This is a genomic window from Thermoleptolyngbya sp. M55_K2018_002, from assembly GCF_015295965.1.
In the GTDB taxonomy this organism is placed as follows: domain Bacteria; phylum Cyanobacteriota; class Cyanobacteriia; order Elainellales; family Elainellaceae; genus Thermoleptolyngbya; species Thermoleptolyngbya sichuanensis.
In genome coordinates, this window is the sequence record NZ_DVEA01000364.1 from 24797 (window position 1) to 45279 (window position 20483).

The 20483-nt window shown below is 56.3% G+C and carries 17 protein-coding genes and 1 pseudogene; 8 read left to right on the forward strand and 10 right to left on the reverse strand.

Annotation, left to right across the window (positions count from 1 at the left end; all coding sequences use genetic code 11):
* Window positions 1–648 precede the first annotated feature (648 nt).
* Together mrdA and IGS51_RS18660 are read left to right on the forward strand one after the other, a co-directional pair.
* The gene (gene mrdA / locus IGS51_RS18655; protein WP_297080287.1) at window positions 649–2469 is read left to right on the forward strand and encodes a penicillin-binding protein 2; all 1821 of its coding nucleotides are present in this window, start codon (window positions 649–651) and stop codon (window positions 2467–2469) included.
* Window positions 2470–2838: 369 nt separating this feature from the next.
* Complete coding sequence (locus IGS51_RS18660; protein WP_297080289.1) at window positions 2839–4362, forward strand: NAD(P)/FAD-dependent oxidoreductase; 1524 nt, start codon at window positions 2839–2841, stop codon at window positions 4360–4362.
* Between the two features lie 177 nt (window positions 4363–4539).
* Here IGS51_RS18660 and IGS51_RS18665 read toward each other — a convergent pair whose 3' ends face one another.
* Window positions 4540–4680: a hypothetical protein gene (locus IGS51_RS18665; protein WP_297080291.1), complete on the reverse strand. Its 141-nt coding sequence runs from the start codon at window positions 4678–4680 to the stop codon at window positions 4540–4542.
* Between the two features lie 270 nt (window positions 4681–4950).
* Window positions 4951–5319: a single-stranded DNA-binding protein gene (locus IGS51_RS18670; RefSeq protein WP_297080292.1), complete on the reverse strand. Its 369-nt coding sequence runs from the start codon at window positions 5317–5319 to the stop codon at window positions 4951–4953.
* Between the two features lie 975 nt (window positions 5320–6294).
* Between IGS51_RS18670 and IGS51_RS18675 the strand changes: the two genes are divergently transcribed.
* From IGS51_RS18675 to IGS51_RS18695, 5 genes are all read left to right on the forward strand, one after another.
* Window positions 6295–7302 (forward strand): rod shape-determining protein, encoded by a 1008-nt coding sequence (locus IGS51_RS18675; RefSeq protein ID WP_297080313.1) that lies wholly within the window; start codon window positions 6295–6297, stop codon window positions 7300–7302.
* A 142-nt stretch (window positions 7303–7444) separates the two neighbouring features.
* Window positions 7445–8245, forward strand: coding sequence for a rod shape-determining protein MreC (gene mreC / locus IGS51_RS18680; RefSeq protein WP_297080294.1), 801 nt, complete (start codon window positions 7445–7447; stop codon window positions 8243–8245).
* Between the two features lie 18 nt (window positions 8246–8263).
* Window positions 8264–8839, forward strand: a complete 576-nt coding sequence (gene mreD, locus IGS51_RS18685; RefSeq protein WP_297080296.1) for a rod shape-determining protein MreD — start codon at window positions 8264–8266, stop codon at window positions 8837–8839.
* A 320-nt stretch (window positions 8840–9159) separates the two neighbouring features.
* Window positions 9160–9588: a hypothetical protein gene (locus IGS51_RS18690; RefSeq protein ID WP_297080298.1), complete on the forward strand. Its 429-nt coding sequence runs from the start codon at window positions 9160–9162 to the stop codon at window positions 9586–9588.
* Window positions 9589–9944: 356 nt separating this feature from the next.
* Window positions 9945–10568, forward strand: coding sequence for a Uma2 family endonuclease (locus IGS51_RS18695; RefSeq protein ID WP_297080300.1), 624 nt, complete (start codon window positions 9945–9947; stop codon window positions 10566–10568).
* Between the two features lie 35 nt (window positions 10569–10603).
* Here IGS51_RS18695 and IGS51_RS18700 read toward each other — a convergent pair whose 3' ends face one another.
* From IGS51_RS18700 to IGS51_RS18735, 8 genes and pseudogenes are all read right to left on the reverse strand, one after another.
* Window positions 10604–11371, reverse strand: a complete 768-nt coding sequence (locus IGS51_RS18700) for a 16S rRNA (uracil(1498)-N(3))-methyltransferase (RefSeq protein ID WP_297080301.1) — start codon at window positions 11369–11371, stop codon at window positions 10604–10606.
* A 92-nt stretch (window positions 11372–11463) separates the two neighbouring features.
* Window positions 11464–12165, reverse strand: coding sequence for a cupin domain-containing protein (locus IGS51_RS18705; RefSeq protein ID WP_297080303.1), 702 nt, complete (start codon window positions 12163–12165; stop codon window positions 11464–11466).
* Window positions 12166–12816: 651 nt separating this feature from the next.
* Window positions 12817–13398 (reverse strand): sigma-70 family RNA polymerase sigma factor, encoded by a 582-nt coding sequence (locus IGS51_RS18710; protein WP_297080305.1) that lies wholly within the window; start codon window positions 13396–13398, stop codon window positions 12817–12819.
* A gap of 88 nt (window positions 13399–13486) precedes the next feature.
* Complete coding sequence (ftsY, locus tag IGS51_RS18715; RefSeq protein WP_297080306.1) at window positions 13487–15073, reverse strand: signal recognition particle-docking protein FtsY; 1587 nt, start codon at window positions 15071–15073, stop codon at window positions 13487–13489.
* A 252-nt stretch (window positions 15074–15325) separates the two neighbouring features.
* Complete coding sequence (gene nusB, locus IGS51_RS18720) at window positions 15326–15967, reverse strand: transcription antitermination factor NusB (RefSeq protein ID WP_297080307.1); 642 nt, start codon at window positions 15965–15967, stop codon at window positions 15326–15328.
* A 313-nt stretch (window positions 15968–16280) separates the two neighbouring features.
* A pseudogene (locus IGS51_RS18725) lies at window positions 16281–16910 on the reverse strand (DUF502 domain-containing protein); the annotation flags it as partial.
* A gap of 311 nt (window positions 16911–17221) precedes the next feature.
* Window positions 17222–18172 carry a glycosyltransferase family 2 protein gene (locus IGS51_RS18730; protein WP_297080309.1) on the reverse strand — a complete coding sequence of 317 codons (951 nt, stop codon included), beginning with the start codon at window positions 18170–18172 and terminating at the stop codon, window positions 17222–17224.
* 23 nt (window positions 18173–18195) lie between these two features.
* Window positions 18196–18975 carry an HpsJ family protein gene (locus tag IGS51_RS18735; RefSeq protein WP_297080310.1) on the reverse strand — a complete coding sequence of 260 codons (780 nt, stop codon included), beginning with the start codon at window positions 18973–18975 and terminating at the stop codon, window positions 18196–18198.
* A gap of 576 nt (window positions 18976–19551) precedes the next feature.
* Between IGS51_RS18735 and pgl the strand changes: the two genes are divergently transcribed.
* Complete coding sequence (pgl, locus tag IGS51_RS18740) at window positions 19552–20271, forward strand: 6-phosphogluconolactonase (protein WP_297080311.1); 720 nt, start codon at window positions 19552–19554, stop codon at window positions 20269–20271.
* The last annotated feature ends 212 nt before the right edge of the window (window positions 20272–20483 follow it).

The window sequence follows — 20483 nt, forward strand, 5'->3', positions numbered from 1 at the left end:
GATTCTATATGATTTTATGACTCGTACTTTGATGACTTGTAAATATCCTAAGGGATGAAGCCTGTAGACTCGTGAAATTGCTGGATTTGAAACCGTTTGGATTTGAAATTGCTGGATTTGAAATTCGCAAGATGGAAATTCGCGAGATGGAAAGGCTCGAATGCCGGGGCGTTTCCTAATTCCGGGACAGCGACTCAGCTTGTAAGTCAGTTTGCCCGCGACGGGGTCACGACTATCGCTATGCGCTTTTCAAGCTGGATCTACGCAGACGGCCGCCGACACGCCATAACAGACATTGCAGGACAGATGTTGCACAACAAACATTCCATCCGGCTAACTTTCCCTTCATCTTCAAAGAAGCCAGGGTAATCAACGGTTGTTTGGTATACCGTTTGGCAATTTGGGCTGAGTGATTTCGGCAGCGGCTATGGCGGGTTTGGGATGTGGGGGCGATCGCCCTATACCAAGATACAGTCCAAAATACAGGTAGCTGAATCCGACACTACCGGGGATCAACACCGGGATCAATACCGGGATCAATGGCGGTAAACTATGTGAATTGATTTACCTAATGATTTACTAAACATTTAACGTTTCTCCAACCTGCACTGGGTTTCAGAGGTTCTGTCAGAGGGCGCGTTTTCATTTATGACGCTGACGCAAAATCCGCCAACCGTGCGGCAACAAACAGGCCGCACCGTGGGCAAGTCCTACCAATCGCTGGTGGTGATGCTCACCGTCACCGTCGCTCTGCTAGGAGGCATCGGCACTCGCCTAGCCTACCTGCAACTGGTCGAAGGGCAATACAATCGGCAATTGGCAGACGACAACCGGGTGCGGCTGATTCCTCGACAGCCAGAGCGGGGGCGAATCCTCGACCGCAAAGGGCGGACGCTGGCAGGGAGCCGCCTTTCCTATGCGGTGTTTCTCTGGCCGATTGCCAATCGCCAGGCCAACTGGCGGCCCATCGTCAAGCGGCTATCCACGATCCTCAATATTCCTGAAGAGACTATCCAGAAGCGGCTGGATCAGGCTGGCTATAGCTCTCCAGAACTACTCCGCATCGCTCGTGGCATCAGCCCTGCCCAGGTAACAGCGCTGGCCGAGTTTAGCCAGCAGATGCCGGGGGTGCAGGTGCAGGCAGAGGCGGTGCGCTACTATCCCCACGGGGATCTGGCGGCCCATGTGCTGGGCTATACGGGAGAAATGTCGGACGAAGACCTGGAACGGCGGCGGTCTGAAGGCTATCGCTTGGGGGATGTGGTCGGGCAGATGGGCGTGGAGGCGGCGTTTGAACGACAACTCCGGGGGCAGTGGGGCGGGCAGCAGGTCGAGGTGGACGGCATGGGCCATGTGCTGCGGGTGCTGGGCGAAAAGTCGGCACGGGCGGGCAATACCGTGACGCTGACGCTGGATCTAGATTTGCAAAAGGCGGCGGAAACGGTGCTGGGCGATCGCAAAGGGGCGATCGTTGCCCTCGATCCGCGCAACGGAGCCGTACTGGCGCTTGTCAGCCGTCCAGCCTTTGACCCCAATCTTTTTTCTACCCACATTACGGATGCCCAGTGGCAGGAGTTGCAAAGCAAGTCCTATCCGTTTGTCAACCGGGCCCTCCAGGGCTATCCGCCGGCCAGCACCTTTAAAATTGTCACCACGACAGCGGCGATTGAGTCGGGGCGCTATTCCCCCAGCACCGTTCTTCGGACTCGCCCCTATATCGAAGTCGGCGGCATCAAGTTTTGGGACTGGAACAATGCAGGCTTTGGGCCGCTGGATTTTCGCGGAGCCATGGCCTGGAGCAGCGACACGTTTTTCTACCAAACCGCGATGGGCATGGGCCACGAGCCGCTGATTGAGTGGACACGGCGCTACGGCTTTGGCCGGAAAACGGGCATTGAACTGGCGGCTGAGGAATCGGCGGGGCTCGTGCCCGATCCGGCCTGGAAGCGCGAAAACTTGGATGAGGAATGGTTTATCGGCGACACCATCAACATGTCCATCGGTCAGGGTTACATGCAGGCCTCGCCGCTCCAAGTGGCGGTGATGTTTGCGGTGCCCGCGAATGGAGGCGATTTGGTGCGTCCCCATTTGCTAAAAGACCAGGAGGCAACCCGCTCGTGGCGCACTCCTATTGGTCTAAGTCCTACGACGCTGAGAATTTTGCAAGAGGGGCTGCGTCGGGTGGTCAGCAGCGGCACGGGCACAGTGATGAATACGCCCAGCCTGCCGCCCAACGCGGGCAAAACGGGTACTGCCGAAGATCCGCCGCGCAAATCCCACGCCTGGTATGGCGGCTATGCTCCGCTGGATAATCCAGAAATTGTCGTGGTGGCATTTATCGAGAATTCCCCTGAGGGAGGCGGCGGGAAGGTGGCTGCGCCGATGGTGAAGCAAGTGCTGGAAACGTATTTCAATAAAACCCAGCCCGATAGCCAGGCTGCGCCCCAGGGCGGGGTCGTGTCTGATTAGGCTGGTGCTTCTGGGGCTTTTAGGCTGTTTTGTTGGGATGGTGGGCGCTTCTGTGCAGGGGGCGCTGTGAATGGGCGATCGCCCATCGGGTTTACACCCGTTCGCTAAAAAAAGCGCTAGCGTGGCGATTGGGGATACAGGATGGCAAAGCGTAGCGCCCGTGAGAAGCCGCTACTGTCACCTTAGATGTCATCAGATGTCATCACCTTGAGATGTCACCTTGAAATGTCACCTTAGATAACGGCTGGCTTTTGAGCCGGGGGCCTGTTCCCAGTCTTTCTTAGTTTTTCGTTTTGTATGTCTAGAAGTCGATTAATTACGCTTTTTCGCCGAGCTTATCGAATTTCGCAATGGTCTGAGCAAACAAAAATGTCCCTGCCCGAAGCAGCGGGATGGCTGGATGCACACCTGTCGCGGCGGCGCGTGTTGCAGGCAGGCGCAGTGCTGGGCGGCACGCTGGGGATGGGCAGTTTGGGAATGGAAGACTCGGTGGGGGGCGATCGCCCTCATCCATCAGGGCAGTCCACTCGCTCTGGCGCGAACCCGTCGCCCGTGCTGATTGTGGGAGCGGGCGTAGCAGGATTGACGGCTGCCTATCGGCTCCAGCAGGCGGGTATGCCGTTTGAGCTAGTCGAAGCCAGTGCCCGCATCGGCGGTCGGCTGCGGACTGTGCGAAACCCGGATGGACTGCCGGGGACAGTGGAACTGGGTGGCGAATTTATCGACACGCGACATACCCACGTCCGCGCTCTGGTCGCAGAATTGGGCCTGGAACTGTCTGACCTGCGGGCGGCCGATGCGGGGCTAGAGCCGGAGGTGCTGTATTTTCAGGGGCAAAAGGTGAGCCATGAGGCAGTGGTGGAGCGGTTTGCACCCCTCGCCAAGCGAATCACGCAGGACTTGCTGGCGATGGGGCGAGGCATCACCTATCGCCAGCATAATGACCACGCCGCCCAGCTCGATCGGCTGTCGCTGGCAGAATATCTGGATGCGGCAGAGATTGACCCGGTGATTCACCAATTAGTACGGGTAGCCTACATCACCGAATTTGGGCGAGACGCAGAAGACATGTCCTGCTTGAACATGCTCTATCTGATCGGGACGGAGGTGGGGCAGTGGAGCACCTACGGCGACAGCGACGAGCGCTGGCATGTGGTCGGCGGCAACCAGTCGATTCCTGAAGCGCTGGCAAAACGGGTTGCGGGGGCGATCGCCCTCAACACCGCTCTGGAATCGATTCGCCTCGCCCCCGATGGGCGTTATCGCGTCAGCCTGCGACAAGACGGCAAGAGCATCGAGCGCAGCTACGAAAAGGTGCTGCTGACCCTTCCGTTTTCGGTACTGCGACAGGTGGAACTCGCGATAGACCTGCCACCCGTGAAGCAAAAGGCGATCGCCGAGTTGGGCTATGGCACCAGCAGCAAGCTGGCCGTCCCCTTCCAGGAGCGTATCTGGCGCACCCGCTACGGCTCCACCATCAGCGTCTACACTGACCTGGATTTTCAAAATACCTGGGAAAGCGCCCGCTACTCGCCGGGGCCGAGCGCCTGGGTGACAGACCTACGGGCGGGACAACAGGGCGTATTGCTGGCGGCCGATAGCCCCGCCACCCACGCCAAGGCGCTCGCCGCTGATCTAGACCAGATCTTTCCAGGCATTGCTGAAGTGCAAAAAGGGCGATCGCTCCGCGCAATTTGGGCGGCCGAACCCCACGCGCTAGGGTCCTATTCCTGCTATCGGCCCGGGCAGTGGACGGCGATCGCCGGAGCCGAAATCGAGCGCGTGGGCAATCTCTGGTTCGCAGGGGAACACTGCTCTCTAGAATCCCAAGGCTATATGAACGGCGCAGTAGAGACGGCTGAAATCGCTGCCCGCGGCATTCTTCAGGCATAAAAGCTGAAAAGACCTGGTAGCTTCATCAGAAACCCTGGCAAGATTCCCGTCTTCTGCCAGGGTCTTTTATCGCCTACATCACAGGGCGATTTCGCAGTGTAATCTCACAGCGCGATTTCACAGCGCGATTTGACTGGGCAATCTCACAGGGCGATTTCATAGTGCGATCGCCCAACCCTAATCGCCGCCGCCCCCCGATCCAACGCAGCGGGTTCCGTCCAGAGGACAGGTACTGGTTCCTCTTCGAGCAAGCGTCACTGGAGCTACGGCTGTAGACAGCACCAGCACAAACAGCGCCATGAGAACAATTCGTTTCATCGCAAACCTCCTTGATGTTAGTCAATCCGTAGAAGGTTCCAGCCTGCTATTGGCAAGGCTTGGGAGTCCTTTCCGAGATAACTCACATCTTGGCGACTCTGGCTGAGGGGAACCTGAAACAACACTGAGTGCCCCAGAACCCTTTTGTGAGGAAACTGAAGCAACCGTGAGAATATGCCGAACCTTTGGGAGAAAGCTCAAGGGCACACGCAACAGGTGAGCTTTTGTCCGATAGGCGATCGCCCCCTTACAGAACTTCGGCCGTGCCCTCTAGAACTCATCGTCGGCATAGCCGCCAGAGGCCGCTGCCGCTTCAGTATCTCGCTTCGACCCCAGCAACTCCATCCGGTCAACCCGAATCACAGGCGCAGAGCGATCGGCTCCAGTTGCTCGATCTTTCCAGTATTCAAACTTGAGTGAGCCGCTAACCCCAATCAGACTCCCCTTACGGACGTAATTTGCGGCCAACTCAGCCGTCTTGCCCCACATCTCCAGGTTGAACCAGTCTGGCTCATCGCTGTTTCGAGTGCGGCGATTCACAGCCAGCGTAAACTTGCAGACCACGCTGCCCGACTCGAAATACTTTACATCCGGATCACGACCCGCCCGACCCACCAGGGTAACGACGTTCAAGCTCATAGAACATTCCCCAAACCTAAAAATCAAAACTTTGGAAACAGCAATTAAAGCCAGATACGCAGAAAATCTGAGTCAATCAATCCTTTCAAAATTAATTCCTTAAAAAAATGAGAGGAATGATTAGAATTGCATATCGCCTTATGTAGTATACCTGTCCTATTTTAACAGGATCTAGCCGGATTTTGAAGCGGTTGCTCCCCTGATTGTCGGATGATTGCCAGACTGTATTTGCCCAAACTTTTTCGCCTTAGCAAGCGCCGGAAACACCGTCAAATTGGCATCGGTTGGCGATCGCACAGTTGGCGATCGCCCCCATCCATCCACCTTCCGGCAATCTTCCTGGTATCTTGCGCCACAGGGGTCAGTTTTGCGGTATCGTGAGCGGGGTGCAATCCGTCAGGATCTCGTCAGGATCTAATGACCAGATCAAGCCGGGAGATAGCAGCAGGATGTTGGCGGCTGGTCTTCAAGCAGGGGCGATCGCCCTCATGCACTCCGTCAGCCAAAACCCGATCAGCATCTTAGGCATATTCCGACTAGACGGTTGACAAAAATCGTAATACAATCCCATCGACGGAGTTGGGATGCTGTGCTTGAGTCTCTTCCATACTCATAGGTCTTTGGAATCAGGTTGGAACTCTGAGATATTGTTTGGAGACATTAATTTTGAGGGCATAGGCTTAGCAGCATAGGGCAGATGGAGCGAGCTTAAGGCATAACGAATCCGGTCAGCATCAACAGCAAAGCTGCTTTTCAAAAGCAACGCGGCTCTCTGAAAAGGGAAGTCCGGTTCATCGGGCAGCATCTGCAAGTTTACCCCTGAGCATCGTCATCACCTCAGAATCGTTAACCAGGTGCCAACCAAGGGTTTTACCTGAGTTATCGGGGCATGTAGAGCGATCGCAGTAGTGTTTTTGTAACTAGGAGCTTGTTAGGCTAGTGGGACTTTTTAACCGCTTCTCGTTGTCACGCGACATGGGTATCGACCTGGGCACAGCAAACACCCTGGTCTACGTTTCGGGTCGAGGCATTGTGCTTCAAGAACCATCAGTGGTAGCCATTGACCAAAACGAGAAAGTACCCCTAGCCGTTGGCGAAGATGCCAAGAAGATGCTGGGACGGACTCCCGGAAACGTGATGGCACTGCGCCCCCTGCGTGATGGGGTGATTGCAGATTTTGACACGGCTGAGCTAATGCTCAAGCACTTCATCCGCCGCGTCCATGAAGGTCGGACGCTCGTTTCCCCTCGTATCGTGATTGGTATTCCCAGTGGCGTGACGGGCGTTGAGCGTCGGGCTGTGATGGAAGCTGCGTCCCAGGCGGGGGCCCGAGATGTTTATTTGATTGATGAACCCGTGGCCGCAGCCATTGGAGCTGGCTTGCCCGTAGCAGAGCCGACTGGAAACATGATTATCGACATCGGCGGCGGCACCACCGAGGTCGCAGTGCTGAGCTTGCAGGGCACTGTGCTGAGCGAATCGGTGCGGGTCGCTGGCGACGAGCTAAGCGAGGCCATTTCCCAATACATGAAAAAGGTTCACAACCTGGTGATTGGGGAACGTACAGCAGAGGAAATCAAAATCATGGTTGGCTCCGCCTATCCAACGGACAACCATGACGACATCATCATGGATGTTCGAGGGCTGCACCTGCTGTCGGGGCTACCCCGCACTGTTTCGGTGAAAGCACCAGAGATCCGTGAAGCGATGGCAGAACCTCTGTCGGTCATCATCGAAGCTGTTAAGCGCACGCTGGAGCGCACCCCTCCTGAACTGGCGGCAGACATCATCGATCGGGGGATCATGCTGGCAGGGGGAGGAGCCTTGCTGCGCGGGCTAGATACCCTAATCAGCCATGAGACCGGAATTGTGGTTCACGTTGCAGCGGACCCGCTGAGTTGCGTCGTGCTAGGCACTGGGCGTGTTCTAGAAAACTTCAAGCAGCTTGAGCGGGTCTTTAGCGGACACTCTCGCAATATGTAGCGTAAGGTTGTATACCTTATGGGTATTCTGAATTGGTGTTCTGAGCAAGTATTTCCAGTTTTCGTGGGGATTCCTCTCAGGATTCATATCGGGCATCTCAGGACTTGTGTGAAGCGCTGGCGATGAGGATTGAGCGCGGCTAATGTACGTACTGCGTCGATGGTGGGGGAAAAATGGGTTGCGGCTGGGGCTAGCAGTGCTGGCTCTTAGTACTGCGTGGATGCTCAGGCAAACCCAGGGTGCATTTGTGCTAGAGCTGTATCGAGCGATCAGCGCCCCGTTTCAAGCTAAAGGCCCGACTCGCGCCGAAATCCTGGACAACGCCCAGGTGCAGGAGTTGCAGCAGCGCTTAATTGAGCTAGAAAGCCAAAACCGCCGACTCCAAGAATTGTTGAACTACAATACAACGCAGCCACAACCGGGGATTGCGGCTCCGATTATTGGGCGCAGCGCTGACCACTGGTGGCAGCAGGTGACCCTGGGGCGGGGCCGGCGCGATGGGGTAGAAGTTGGCTCTATTGTTTCCGGAACGGGCGGACTGGTGGGGCGAGTGGTACAGGTGACGGCAAATACGAGCCGTGTGCTGTTGGTGAGCGACCCCACCAGTCGTATCGGCGTGACGGTTAGCCGCTCTCGCTTTATGGGCTATATGCGGGGGCAGTCGGGCAATCGGGCAGTGATGGAGTTTTTTGAAAAGGTGCCGGATGTGAAACCGGGGGATGTCGTGTCTACGTCGTCGTTCAGCCAGTTGTTTCCGCCGGGGCTGCCTGTGGGGCGCATTGAGTCAGTAGACTTTAGCAAAAGCCCCGCCCCAGAGGCCATTGTCGAGCTATCAGCCCCGATTAGCACATTGGACTGGGTGCTGGTTGCGCCCAATCCAAAACCTGCTGCTACTGAACCGCCCCCGCCGCCTCCGCCGCCACCAGACTCAACCTTGCCCTGATGATTCTGCCTAAGTGCTATGAATGATTTGCTGCTTCTGAGTCCTTATTTGAGGCAGGCGCTAAATGCACTGATAACGGCTGGCTCGGTCTTGGCCTGTTTGCTGGTTTTGCCAACCCGGTTTGTAGGGATGGAACTGTTGGGGGTGGGGCCAAACTGGCTGCTGATCTGGGTTGTGGCCTGGAGTATCAAGCGATCGCCCTGGCAGGGTGCGATCGCCGGAATAGTGCTGGGGCTGCTGCAAGACGGCATGACGGCGGCCAACCCAACTCATACACTGAGTCTCGCGCTGGTGGGATTGCTTACAGCATTGATTCAAAAGCAGCGCTATATCCAGGAAGACTTTATTTCGGTAGCGCTAATTGTGTTTGGCATGGCGGTGATTGCGGAAACCGTGACGGCGTTTCAATTTATGCTTCAAGATCTGCGGGTGCCCGATCGCCTTTCCTCCCGCACGCTTTCAGAAATTTGGAACTATCACCAGCAAATTGCCCTCTGCTCTGCCATTCTCAGTAGCCTCTGGGCACCAGCGCTCTATTACCCACTGAATCGCTGGTGGCAGCGAGTGAGTCTGGCGGATCAACTCCAGGCCTAGAGAGGAACTTGGGGCATTACCACTGATCCACGGTGTCTAAAATTTTTTGATCAACTTGGTCAACAACGCATCTCTGGATGTCCATTGACAGGGATAATAGGAGTGGCTGAAATCTTGCTCAGTCTGGCTTCCAGAGATGGCTCTAAGTATTTTTACTCAAAGCTGATATGCTAAGCGACCGGAGCAGCACGTTCAGCCAAAAGATTAGATGACGAGCGAGAAAATCTAGGGGTTCTCCTGCGTTTTCTTGACAACAAAAGCTTTTGCGACCACGTAGACGCATTGAACACACAGACGCATTTCTTGGAGCGATCGCAACAATGGGTTTAATTAAGAAACTACTTGGGGGACTGTTCTCGTTTTTGGGCGGACTAGGCAAGCTGCTGGGCTTGGGCAAGTCTTCAGAATATTTTCTAGAGGCTGAGCCTTCTAGTAGTGCTGCGGCTGCGGCTCCTGTTGCTGAGGCTGCCCCTGCGAAGACTGAAGCGCCCGTGGCAGCCCCTGCACCTGCGGCGGCTGTGGCTGCGGTTGTGCCTCCTGCAACGGATGTTACGTCGAATGGCAAGGCTCCTGCGGCTGCGGCTCCGGCCCCGGCTGCTAAGCCTACGCCTGAGGCTGCGCCCGCGGCTGACCAAACCTTTGCGCCGAATTTTGTGGTGTTGAGCAGCAGCCGGAGCGGCCGTCGTCGCCCTGGCCCCAGCCTTAATCCGTTCCTAGACATGGCGCGTCAGGTCAGACCCCAGGGCTAAGTCAGTGCTTTAAAGCTTTCTAGGTCGTTGATTGCCCTGAGCCGATCCCCCTAAATCCCCCTTAAAAAGGGGGACTTCCGGAGAGGTTTGGCCCAGTTTCCCTTTTGTCTTGGGTCTTGGCTGATTTTTTTGGCTAGATTTAGGTTTTTGGCTAGATTGAAAGCTGCTGTTGAAGAGTTCAACGGCAGCTTTTTGGTTTGAGATTTGGATTTGAGATTTGGTCTTGTGGCAGGTTTTTGGGATTCTCGCGGGTGCGGCTCCTGAGCAATCACGCAGATGCGTAAGTTTCATTCTCTTTGCGTCAATCCTGTTTAAGCTAGAAGCAGCCAACTCCCTAAGACCAGAGGCACGTAGCGATGGTTGCAATTGTCAAAAAGCTCCTTACCTTTGAGGAATTTCTCAACTGGGATGATGGCTCCGGCAGATCCTTTGAGTTGGTGAATGGAGTTGCGATGCCCCTCAGCGAACCGACTGCGAAACATGAGGATGTCGTGAAGGGGCTATGTCGTCTTTTGATTGATCATTGCCAATCGCTCAAGCTGCCCTACGTACCTCGCCAGGGCAAACAAGTAAGGCTTGTCGCTGGGGCCGGTGAACCTCAATCCAGCCGCAAGGCCGATATCGTCGTGTTTGCTAAAGAAGAATGGGACAGAATGCGTGAAAGTTCTGACCCGGCTGCGGCGTACATTCCACCGCCGCTGGTGATTGAAGTGGTTAGCACTAACTGGCGCGATGACTATCGAATTAAACTGAATGAGTACGAAACCCTGGGGATTTCAGAGTATTGGATTGTGGATTACGCAGAGCTGGGCGGTGTGCAGTATATCGGCTCTCCCAAGCAGCCAACCATCACGATTAATTCCCTGATTGATGGGGAATACCAGGCACAGCGATATCAGGGCGAAACCTCGATTGTGTCGCCGACATTTCCGCAAATCCAGTTGGCGATCGCCCAAGTGATCGCTATGACCGAAGCGTAGGGTTCCTTCGCCCAGCTCTGTATCAGCTCAACCCATCAAAAAAATGAGCTGCTGGAAGGCATGTCTTGCTCCAGGGCCGCTGCAAGGATCGCCAGTGCGGCCGCAGGTGCGGTGATGGCTCGCAGCACGCGCCGCCCCAGCGACACGACTCGATAGCCAGCGGCGATCGCCCCGTCGATTTCGGCATTGGTCCAGCCGCCTTCGGGGCCAATGGCGATCGCCACTGGTTTGGTTGATGGGGAGGCTCCACGAGTTGGCAAGAGTTTTTGGAGCAGATGGGGGCGATCGCCCCGCGCCTCGCACAGATATGCCTCACAAGTCTCCGCATTCCAGACGGTGAGCGCGTCGCTCCAGGGCTGAGGATCACCAATCGTGGGCACGAACTGCCGTTCGGATTGTTCCGCAGCCTCTTGGGCAATGCGCCGCCAGCGGTCGAGCTTTTGGGGACTGGGGTTGAGTAGCGTGCGATCGCTCAAAATCGGCACAATCTGCGCTGCGCCCAGTTCCGTGGCCTGGCGAACAATGTCGTCCATGCCCTGCCCCTTGGGCATGGCAATCAGCAGCACAACAGGGCGCGGCAGTTCTGTGGGTGCAATTGGGATCTGTTCCTCTAGAATTTGCATCTGGTCGGGCGGCTCGACGGCAACCAGCCAGCACTGCCCCAGACCATCCATTGCCAATAGGCGATCGCCCGCCTGAAGCCGCAACACTCGCCGCAAGTAGTGCTGCTGCTCTGGTGTCAGTCGGATATACGACCCACTAATCTGGTCAGGCGCAATGGTAAGCCGCTGAAACTGGGACACAGAGGATGCAGCAGGAGTTGGAGTTAGCAGGATTAGCGCTCGTGCTCGAATATTAACCGTGTTTGAATATTAATCACCTAGTGCGCTTGAAGCTAAAAATACTCATCGTCTAGTGAAGTTCGCACCAAAAACATGCAGCCGCCCACTGTTTCAGATGGCTCATGCACCGTTCCCTGGCGAGAGCGAATGTAGTCCCCTGCGCCATACACCTCACCGTCAATTCTCAAATCGCCATCGAGCATGTAAATCTCTTCGGGAGCCGCATGACGATGAATCGGATAGACTGCACCCGGCTCCGCCTTGAGCAGCGCGGTTACTTCTCGCCTTGCCAGATCTACGTAGAGCGGGGCAACGGAAACACCAGGAACCCGATAGGGCTGCCAGTCGAGGTCGCGGCCGCGCACAGTCAGTCGGTTGCCGCTAGAAAACTGGCGCATCAATACCCGTGCAGCGGCAACGGCCTCGCGCATTTGGCGGAACGAAAAAGAGGCGAGGGGTTCTGCGACTGGCGGCGGGGCGGATTCGGACAGGCTTGAGCCAGCGGGTTGAACCGCGTCTTGATGAATCCGCTGAAATAGCCGATCTTTCAGGTCAGCAGCAGGTGACACCAACTCCAAACTGTAGGGCAGCGTTGCCACGGTTTCTTCCAGTTCAGCCATTTCGATAGCCAGTTCTGGACATTCCTCCAGATAGGCGTTGATTTGCTCAAGCCCTGCATCGTCTAGCAGCCCCAGGGCATACAGCGCGGTCAGGTCACACAAGCAAGGGTCGTGATCGATCGTTACTGCTGTCATCATTTCTTCATCCTAGCTTGTGGATTTGGTAAGCGTTCTGACGGTGCAGAACAGTTGACCAAGCGTTTCTCTATACTGATCCATGTTTGACTCAATACATCTCAATATCTTTGGGTCTCTGGGCTTTGCACCTATGCTCTGCGTCTATGCTTCGTGCTGACGCTTATAGCTGCGCTTCTGGCCATGATGTATCTGTCTAGTTATGATGCTCTGTCGCCCCTCGTTGCAGGTGCAAGCCATGTCGGGCCGGATTACCACCTCACAACGTAGGACGGCTATGCTACTGCTATGCTGCGACCCTGTTGACTGGTGCAAGCCGTATTGGGCTAGTAGCACCATTCAGCGGCATTGCAGTTGCGCTATGGCTGTGAGATAGCTGCATGATAATTGCATCATCATATTTTTGGGTTCTGCTTTTTGGATTCTGTGTTTCTATCTATTTGTGTTGCATCTGCACTCTGTGTTGCATCCGCACTCTATATCCGCACTCCATCTATATCCGCACTCCATAACGTATGCGGCATCTATAGTGTATGCGGCATCTAGTGGCATCTAGTAGTGTGTGCGGCATCTAATGTATGCAGCGTCCAATCTTTTCAGCGTTCTTCCGGTTTTTGGGGGGCTAAAAAGGCTCCTTACTCTAACAAGTCCTCAATCTAACAAATCGAGTGCATCAAGCACCTGGCGGAGTTTGTTCAAACCCAGACGGATGCGCGTTTTCACTGTTCCTAGAGATTTTCCAGTCTTGGTTGCGATTTCTACATGGGTCAATCCTTCGTAGTAAGCTAGCTCAAGCACCTCGCGCTGTTCTACGGGCAGTCGCTGCATTGCTGCCAATACGCGATCGCGCCGTTCATTTATTAATACGTCTTCTGTCGGATCTGAGATCTGTGCTTGGGGGACTGTTTTTGCGGCTTCAGTAGAAGACTCGACAGCTTTGCTGACGCGCTGGAGCGATCGCAGTCGGTCGAGCGAGCGGCTACGGGTGAGCATGAATAGCCATGCGTCTACCCGTCCACGCCGGGGATCATAGCGCCCTGCCAGCTTCCACACCTGGCTAAACACGTCTAGCACAATTTCTTCTGCCTCTTCGACCGACCCCAAAATCCGAAATGCCAGGGAATACAGCACTCGCGCATAGCGGTCGTACAGGAGGGATAGGGCAGATTGATCCTGCTGGGCGATGCGGGCCAGCAGGTGCGCTTCCTCGGAGGTTGAGGGTTGAGGGGGCATGAGTCAGGATTGGGGAGAGATTAGACTAGCCCACAGCCGAGGCTAAAGCATGAGGCTAAAGCATACCGTCCAGAGCATACAGTCCAGCCTAGCCGCTCAACAGCGCTTCCACAAACTCATAGCTAGAGAAGGGGCGCAAATCTTCAATTCCTTCCCCTGCGCCGATGAAGCGGATGGGCAACCCCAACTGCTGCACGACGGCCAGCGCGATGCCGCCTTTGGCTGTGCCATCTAGCTTGGTTAGCACAACCCCGCTTAGCTGGGCGGCTTCGGAGAAAACCTCGGCCTGACGCAAGCCATTTTGCCCCAGAGTGGAATCCAGCACCAGCAGCGACTCGATACGGGCATTTGGCGCTTTTTTGTCGATGATGCGGCGAACTTTGGCGAGTTCATCCATCAGGTTTTTCTTGTTTTGCAACCTTCCCGCTGTGTCGATGAGCAGCAGTTCGGTTCCTCGCGCCTGGGCCGCCGTGATTGCGTCGAATACAACGGCGGCGGGGTCGGTGTTTTTGCCAGGGTTGGCGATGACTTCTACGTTGCTGCGATCGCCCCACACTTTCACCTGCTGCACGGCAGCGGCTCGGAAGGTGTCGGCTGCGCCAATCAGGGTTTTGTAGCCCGATTTTTGGGCGATGTGGGCAATTTTACCGATGGTGGTGGTTTTGCCCGCGCCATTAACCCCCGTGATTAGCCAAATGTTGAGGGTGTCCTTTTCGGGGGCAAAGGTGGGACTAACAGGCTTGCCGCCGGGGTTGTCGAGCATGTCTCGCAGGATTTCTTTGAGATAGGCGATCGCCGCTTCGGGGGGCAGAGATTCCTGGCGCAGTTTGTCCTGCAAGCGCTCGATGATCCGATCCGTCGCCTCCACGCCCACGTCTGCCTGGAGCAGCAACGACTCGATCTCCATCACCGCATCTTGGTTGAGCGGCCCCTGACCGACGATCGCCCGCAGTTGGTTCACCAAGCTGCGTCGCGTCTTGTCGAGACCCTGGCGCAGGCGCTTGAGCCAGGTAATTTCCTCCAGATCTACTTGGTCGGCCCGGCGGCCCTGGGAGGCTAGCACCTGCGCCGACCAAAGGAAGCTCTCATCCAGGGGAAGATCCGGTTCTGGGGCGGAGTCCGTTGGGCTGGCTGATTCAGTAGCCAGTTTTTCAGCTTCCGCTGCTGCTTCTTGGGCCGCTTCTGCTTTGAGTTGCTCCAGGCGGACCTGCCGCTCGGCCTCGGCTTGGGCCCAAAAGGGGAGCGGAGCCGCAGCCGTCTCTGGATCAGTTTCGGATGCAGTTTCTGGCGCGGTTTCTGGCGCGGCAGCCGTTGATAGTTCGCTGGGCGCTACTGCCTCAGAGGGTTTCGATGCGGTTTCTCCAGCCGCAGCCGAATCGGCGATCGCCCTTGACGCGGCTTCGTCTGTCGTAGCGATTTCTACAGCGGGTTCTATAGCGGATTCTGTAACAGTTTTGGATGTGGTGGACTCAGCGGTTTCCTGCTGGCGCTTTTGAATATTTTTATAGGCAGACTTTGCCCAGGCGAGATAGTCTTGGGCGATCGCCGCGTCACCCGCAGCAGCATCGGCAGGCGCTTTCGACTCTGGCGCTGGGGTAGCGTCTTTCTGTGGCTCTGGCTTTGCCTCAGCGGGCTGGTTTTCGTATTGACGGTTGAACCAATTAAACGACGACATAGGGAGGGTCAGGGGTTAGGGACATTGCTCTGGATCAGGAGCAAACGCCCAAGAGCGCCTGGAGCCGCTGCATCCAGATTTCCGCTTCATCTAGCTTATAGTGCTTGCGTCTTTCCTGGTGAAGAGATTTCCGCTAGCCTGGGACAGGGCAAGATTGGAAGTGCATCCCATCAGAACGTCGGCTGGGGAAAGTCTGATAAAGCCTTAGTTTAGAATTAGAACGCCTGGGCTGCGGGTCGTCTAAGGGGGGCTTCAGGCTTTTTCGAGCTTATCTTCGGGCTTGTCTTCGGGCTTCTCGACCACCCGCCGCAGCACGCCGTTGATAAAGCGATGCCCATCGTCGTCGCTATAGCGTTTGGCTAGCTCAACGGCTTCGTTAATCGCCACTTTGTCAGGAATGCCCATGTATTGAAACTCCGCCACGGCCAGCCGCAGAATATCGCGGTCGATCTGGGGAAGCCGATGAAGCTGCCAGTCTACCATTGCGGCGGAAATAATCTGATCGATTTCGGCGCGGCGGATGCTGACGGTTTGCAGCAGCGCCAGGGTGTAGTCGCGCACTTCCTGATGGTTGGCGAGTTGCAGTATTTCCGGCAGTTCGACGGCGGTGCCAATCCGGTTGATGGCTGCTTGAGCCAGTTCCAGCGCTTCTTTCACCATAACGCGGGCGCTGTCGAGATCCTGGGCTTTGGTTTCACTGGCCAATAGGCGATCGCTCCCCCGCTCCACCTCGGCGGCGGCGGTTTCCAGCATGTCGTGAACTTCGCCCGTCAGCGTCCGCACAGCGGCCAGGGCGACGGACTGAAGCTGTTGAGCCTCCAGTTTTTCGGGCTTGGAGGGAAGCTGGCTCATACTCAGCAGCGCCAGTTCTCGCGCAATGCGTCGAGCTTGCATGTCGGGTTCTCAATCCTTAAAAATTCGAGTGGAATTCGAGTGGAAACAGAGGGCAGGCTGGCGGAAAGGCTCAAGTTGGGTCGGATGGCAGCGGCATGGACTGACGTTTGGCTTCGGGGGAGGCGTTTTCAAACGGCGGCTCCATCAGTGGTTCATCCAAAACCAGATCGAGGGGACGGGTGTCTTTGGCCGCCGCAGGGCGATCGCCATAGCTGCTCGTTCCTACGTTAGCAGGGTTCAGCCCGCCCGTCGCAAGGGTTCCCGCAGGCGGGTCTCCGGGCGGCAGTCCACCTGCGGGCAGCGCACTGGCCAGGTTGGGGCCGACAATGCCGCCAGAGACAACCACCTTAAACGCATCTTCCACCGACATTGCCAGGTTGATGACCTCGGTTTCGGGTACGACGGCATACCAGCCCGTCGTGGGGTTGGGGGTAGTGGGAATGAACAGGCTCAGCATCTTGCCCGACAAGGGGCCGGCGATATCGGCGGTGAATGCACTGGTGACGAAGGCGATCGCCCACACGCCGCGTCGGGGATATTCCACCAGCACGACTCGCCGAAAACGGTCGTTCGTGTCGCGCAGCAGCGTTTCCAGCAGTTGCTTCAGGGTTTTGTAGACCGATCCTGCCAGCGGAATGGCTTGCAGCAGACGCTCTCCCACATCCAGCAGCCAGCGTCCGGCGATGTTACGAGCCATCAGACCAATGAGCAGGATTAGCGCCAGCGGCACGGTGAACCCAACTACTAGGTTGAGAAAATCACCCAAAATCGGCGGAAAATCGTTAAACGGGTTGATCTGCTTGGGGATGCGCGTCAAAAAGGCGATCGCCCAGCTTGCGATCGTAAACGACAGCCAGATCGTCGTAGCCAGCGGAATCACCACCAGCAGACCTGCGATCAGGTCGTTTTTCAAATCCTGCTTGAAGCGTTGAAGAACGGACAACCCAGTATCTCCCTGGTAAACAAGCCGAGAATAAACAAACCGAGATAGATTAAGTCGAAGGTGAACAAAGCGGCTGTGAAAATTGGCTGTGAAAAGCGTTTGTAAAAAAGTATCTGAATCTACAATCTAGCAGGTTAAGGCGGGGTTATCAGTGCTGCACTAGAGGAGCCTGTTTTGGGAGGACTGCCGTCCTCAGCTAGCACGTTACCTTATTTGTACGATTTGTAAAGAATTATTTCAAGTTTCAGGGCTACATTCTCTGTTTCTCAGCAGATGCTTTTGAGAATGTTTCCGGTGAGAATATTTCCAGCTTATGCGGTTGGCGAAGGGCGATCGCCCGACTCAGCGGTCTCTGCCTGTTGCACGGTCTTATCCAGGCTAGAGCCAGATTTGGAGAATCCCGACTCCACTGGCGGAGAGGCGACCTGCGGCTGGGTTGTCGCCTGCTGCAACTCCCAGACCTTGAGCAAAATCAGGTATTCGTAAAAGGCTTGCAGAACGCACCAGGTAAACCCCGGCCCGCCATCCCGCCATCCCCCCAGCCCAAAGTACATATAGAGAAACCGCAGCAGCGGCCGACCGGGCAGGCGATGGGACAGGTCCTTTAGGGCGCGGCGACGCTCCACCTCCGAAGCACCCCAAAAGAGCGATCGCCAGTTCACGGTTCCCTGCTGCAACTGCCGCAGGGTTTCCGCCGCTTCATCGGAGGAATAGCGGTTGTGCTTGTCGATCCAGCGGCTAAAACCCTTGCTACAGGTGTAGTGCGGATAGGTTTCCTGCAAAAAGCCGGTGGGCCCGTTGCAGACCTCACGCTCGGCGTGACCGTAGTCCTCAAACCAGACCTTGCCGTGGCGCAGCAGCCGGAGTTGATAGCGGGGATACTGCGTGCTGTGGCGAATCCAGCGGTTCATAAACATGACCCGCTCCGCGACGTAGTAGCCTACCCGCTCCTCAGACTGGATTACGCGGCAGCACTCTTGAAACAGCGCCGGAGTCATCCGCTCGTCCGCCTCTAGGATATAGATCCAGGGGTGCTTGGGCGGAATGGACTCTAGCATCCAGGTGCGCTGCTGGCCGTGGCTCTCGAAGGCGTGCTGTACGATGCGAACAGGATGGCGCTCGGCAAATTGGGCGGCGATTTCCAGCGTGCGATCGCCACTACAGGAATCCACCACCACCACATCGTCCGACAGCAGCGCCGACTCCAGGCAATCCGCGATGTCGATCTCTTCGTTGTAGGTGAGGATGTAAATCGAAAACATCGAGACGCTTTGCTGCCAAACCGCTAATCCAGCGATTTTAGCCCTGTCCAGCCAATAATGATGTAGCCCACTGCCAGCACCAGGCTACCCAGCCCAATTCGCAGACCCGACTTGATGGATTCTGTGCGAGCCGTCGCCTGGGCATCTTCCTTGCGGGTGCGGATTTCAGTCTGTCCCCGCGTGCGGAGTTCCTGCACCCGCTGCTGCAAAAACGGCTCTAGCCGCTCTGGGTTTTGCTTAAACTCCCGAATTTGATTTGCCTGCTCCTGGTTGATCTGGTTTGCCTGCACCGCCTGATTGATTTGCTCGTCGCTGGCATTGAGTAGTTGAGCAATCTGGGCCCGCTGCTGCTGCAATGCCGTCGCCAGACTTTGATCGAGTCGTCCTTCGGCCTGCTCGGCTTCCTGGTTGATCTGCTCCTGGGCGGCTGCATTGTTGAGCCGCAGATTGTTGAGATGCAGCGGAAACAACAGCACATAGATCAGCCCCAGCAGGCTGGCCAGCAGCAGCGCCCAAAATCGCAGATCCCGAGTCCGCCCTGATCGTCGCTCCTCGATCGCCCCGGTGGCATGGTCAATCCAGTATCCTGCAAACAGCAGCGCCAGCCCCACCAGCGGCACGATGCCCCGATCGACAAACTGGGTTGTAAAGGCAAGCTGCCATTGGCGATCGAGCAGTCGATAGGGAATCGGCAGAATAAAGAAGTCAATTAGTGCGGAGAGCGTGATGATGATTCCGACTGTTTTCAGAACGCGGGAAGCCAGCGGAGCAGTAATGCGGCCAGCAGGTTTAATCGATGTCATAACGGTAATTTCGATTTGTTGGGATTCACAAGATTAGGGGTGAACAAAAACAAACCCGCCCGCATCAGCCTATCGTGAGGGTTCACAGGTCGGTTTCATCGGTCGGTTTTACAGGTGAGTCTCACAGGTGAATTTTACGGGTCGGTTCATACAGGTCGGTTCATACAAAACACAGGTAAATCAGCCGTTGCAATTTCGCGCTCGTCATTCTCAGACTGGTCATTCTCGGAATCTTTAGGGATAGCGATATTCAGCGACATTCAGCGACATTCAGCGACAAGGTTAATCGCGTTGCTCAGAGACAGCGACCCGTTGGATACAGCAGTTACTTACAGAGACAGCATCTCAGAGACGGCATTGGACAAGCGCGATCGCGCTTGAGGATCGAGCTTCGTCAAAGCTTGGGAAAGCGAAGCCTTGGGAAAAATGAGATGCTTTCGCACAGGTTCCCATCGGTCAATTAAACACTAAACAGGATGCAAGTCTGAAAAAAAATAGCGGTTCTATCGTGCTTTTCGACTTGTGCCGATACGCTTGTCGGAGTGGTGACATGCCGTGGTGTAAGCGAGGGAACGCATGACTCGACAGGTTGAAGTATTGCCGGATGTGGCAGGCATTGTGAATCGGGCGCTGGCGCTAATTTTGGAGCGGGCCGAAGCGGCGATCGCCCAGCGGGGAACCTTCTCGATTGCGCTGTCGGGAGGCAGCACGCCCAAGCCGCTATACGAGGCGATCGCCCAGCAGCCCCTTCCCTGGGACAAAATCCAGGTCTTTTGGGGTGACGAGCGCTACGTCCCGCCTGATCATCCCGACAGCAACGAAGGCATGGCCCGCCGTGCGTGGCTCGACCATGTGCCCATTCCCGCTGCAAATATCCATCCAATGGACACGACCCCTGCCGACCCGACAGTCGCGGCTGATTTGTATGAGCAGCATTTGCAGCAAGTCTTTCAGCTTACACCCGGAGACTTTCCATCGCTGGACGTGGTGCTGCTGGGCATTGGCGACGATGGGCACACCGCCTCCCTATTTCCCCACACAAAGGCGCTAACCGTGGGCGATCGCCTGATCACCGTCGGCAACAAAGACGGCCAGCCCCGCATCACCTTCACTGCGCCGCTGATTAACCACGCCCGCTGCGTCATCTTCCTCGTCGCCGGAGCCAACAAGCGCCCCGCCCTGACCCAAATCTTCGCCCCCGAAGGCGATGCAGACACCTACCCCGCCCGCCTGATTCAGCCCGCAGGCGAACTCTGGTGGCTCCTCGACCAATCTGCCAGCATTCCCGTTCCCTAACTAGACGGGATGTGTAACTTTACAATCTGCCCTCATCCCCCACCCCCTTCTCCCGACCTGGGAGAAGGGGAGCCAGACATAGGTTTGAAGTCCCTCTCCCGCTCTGGGAGAGGGATTTAGGGTGAGGGCCGAAATTGCTGCGTGAAGTACATTGGTGCCCTTAGGAGGGGGTGTGGGGGACGCTTCGTCCCCTGCAAAAGGGGGTTTGGGGG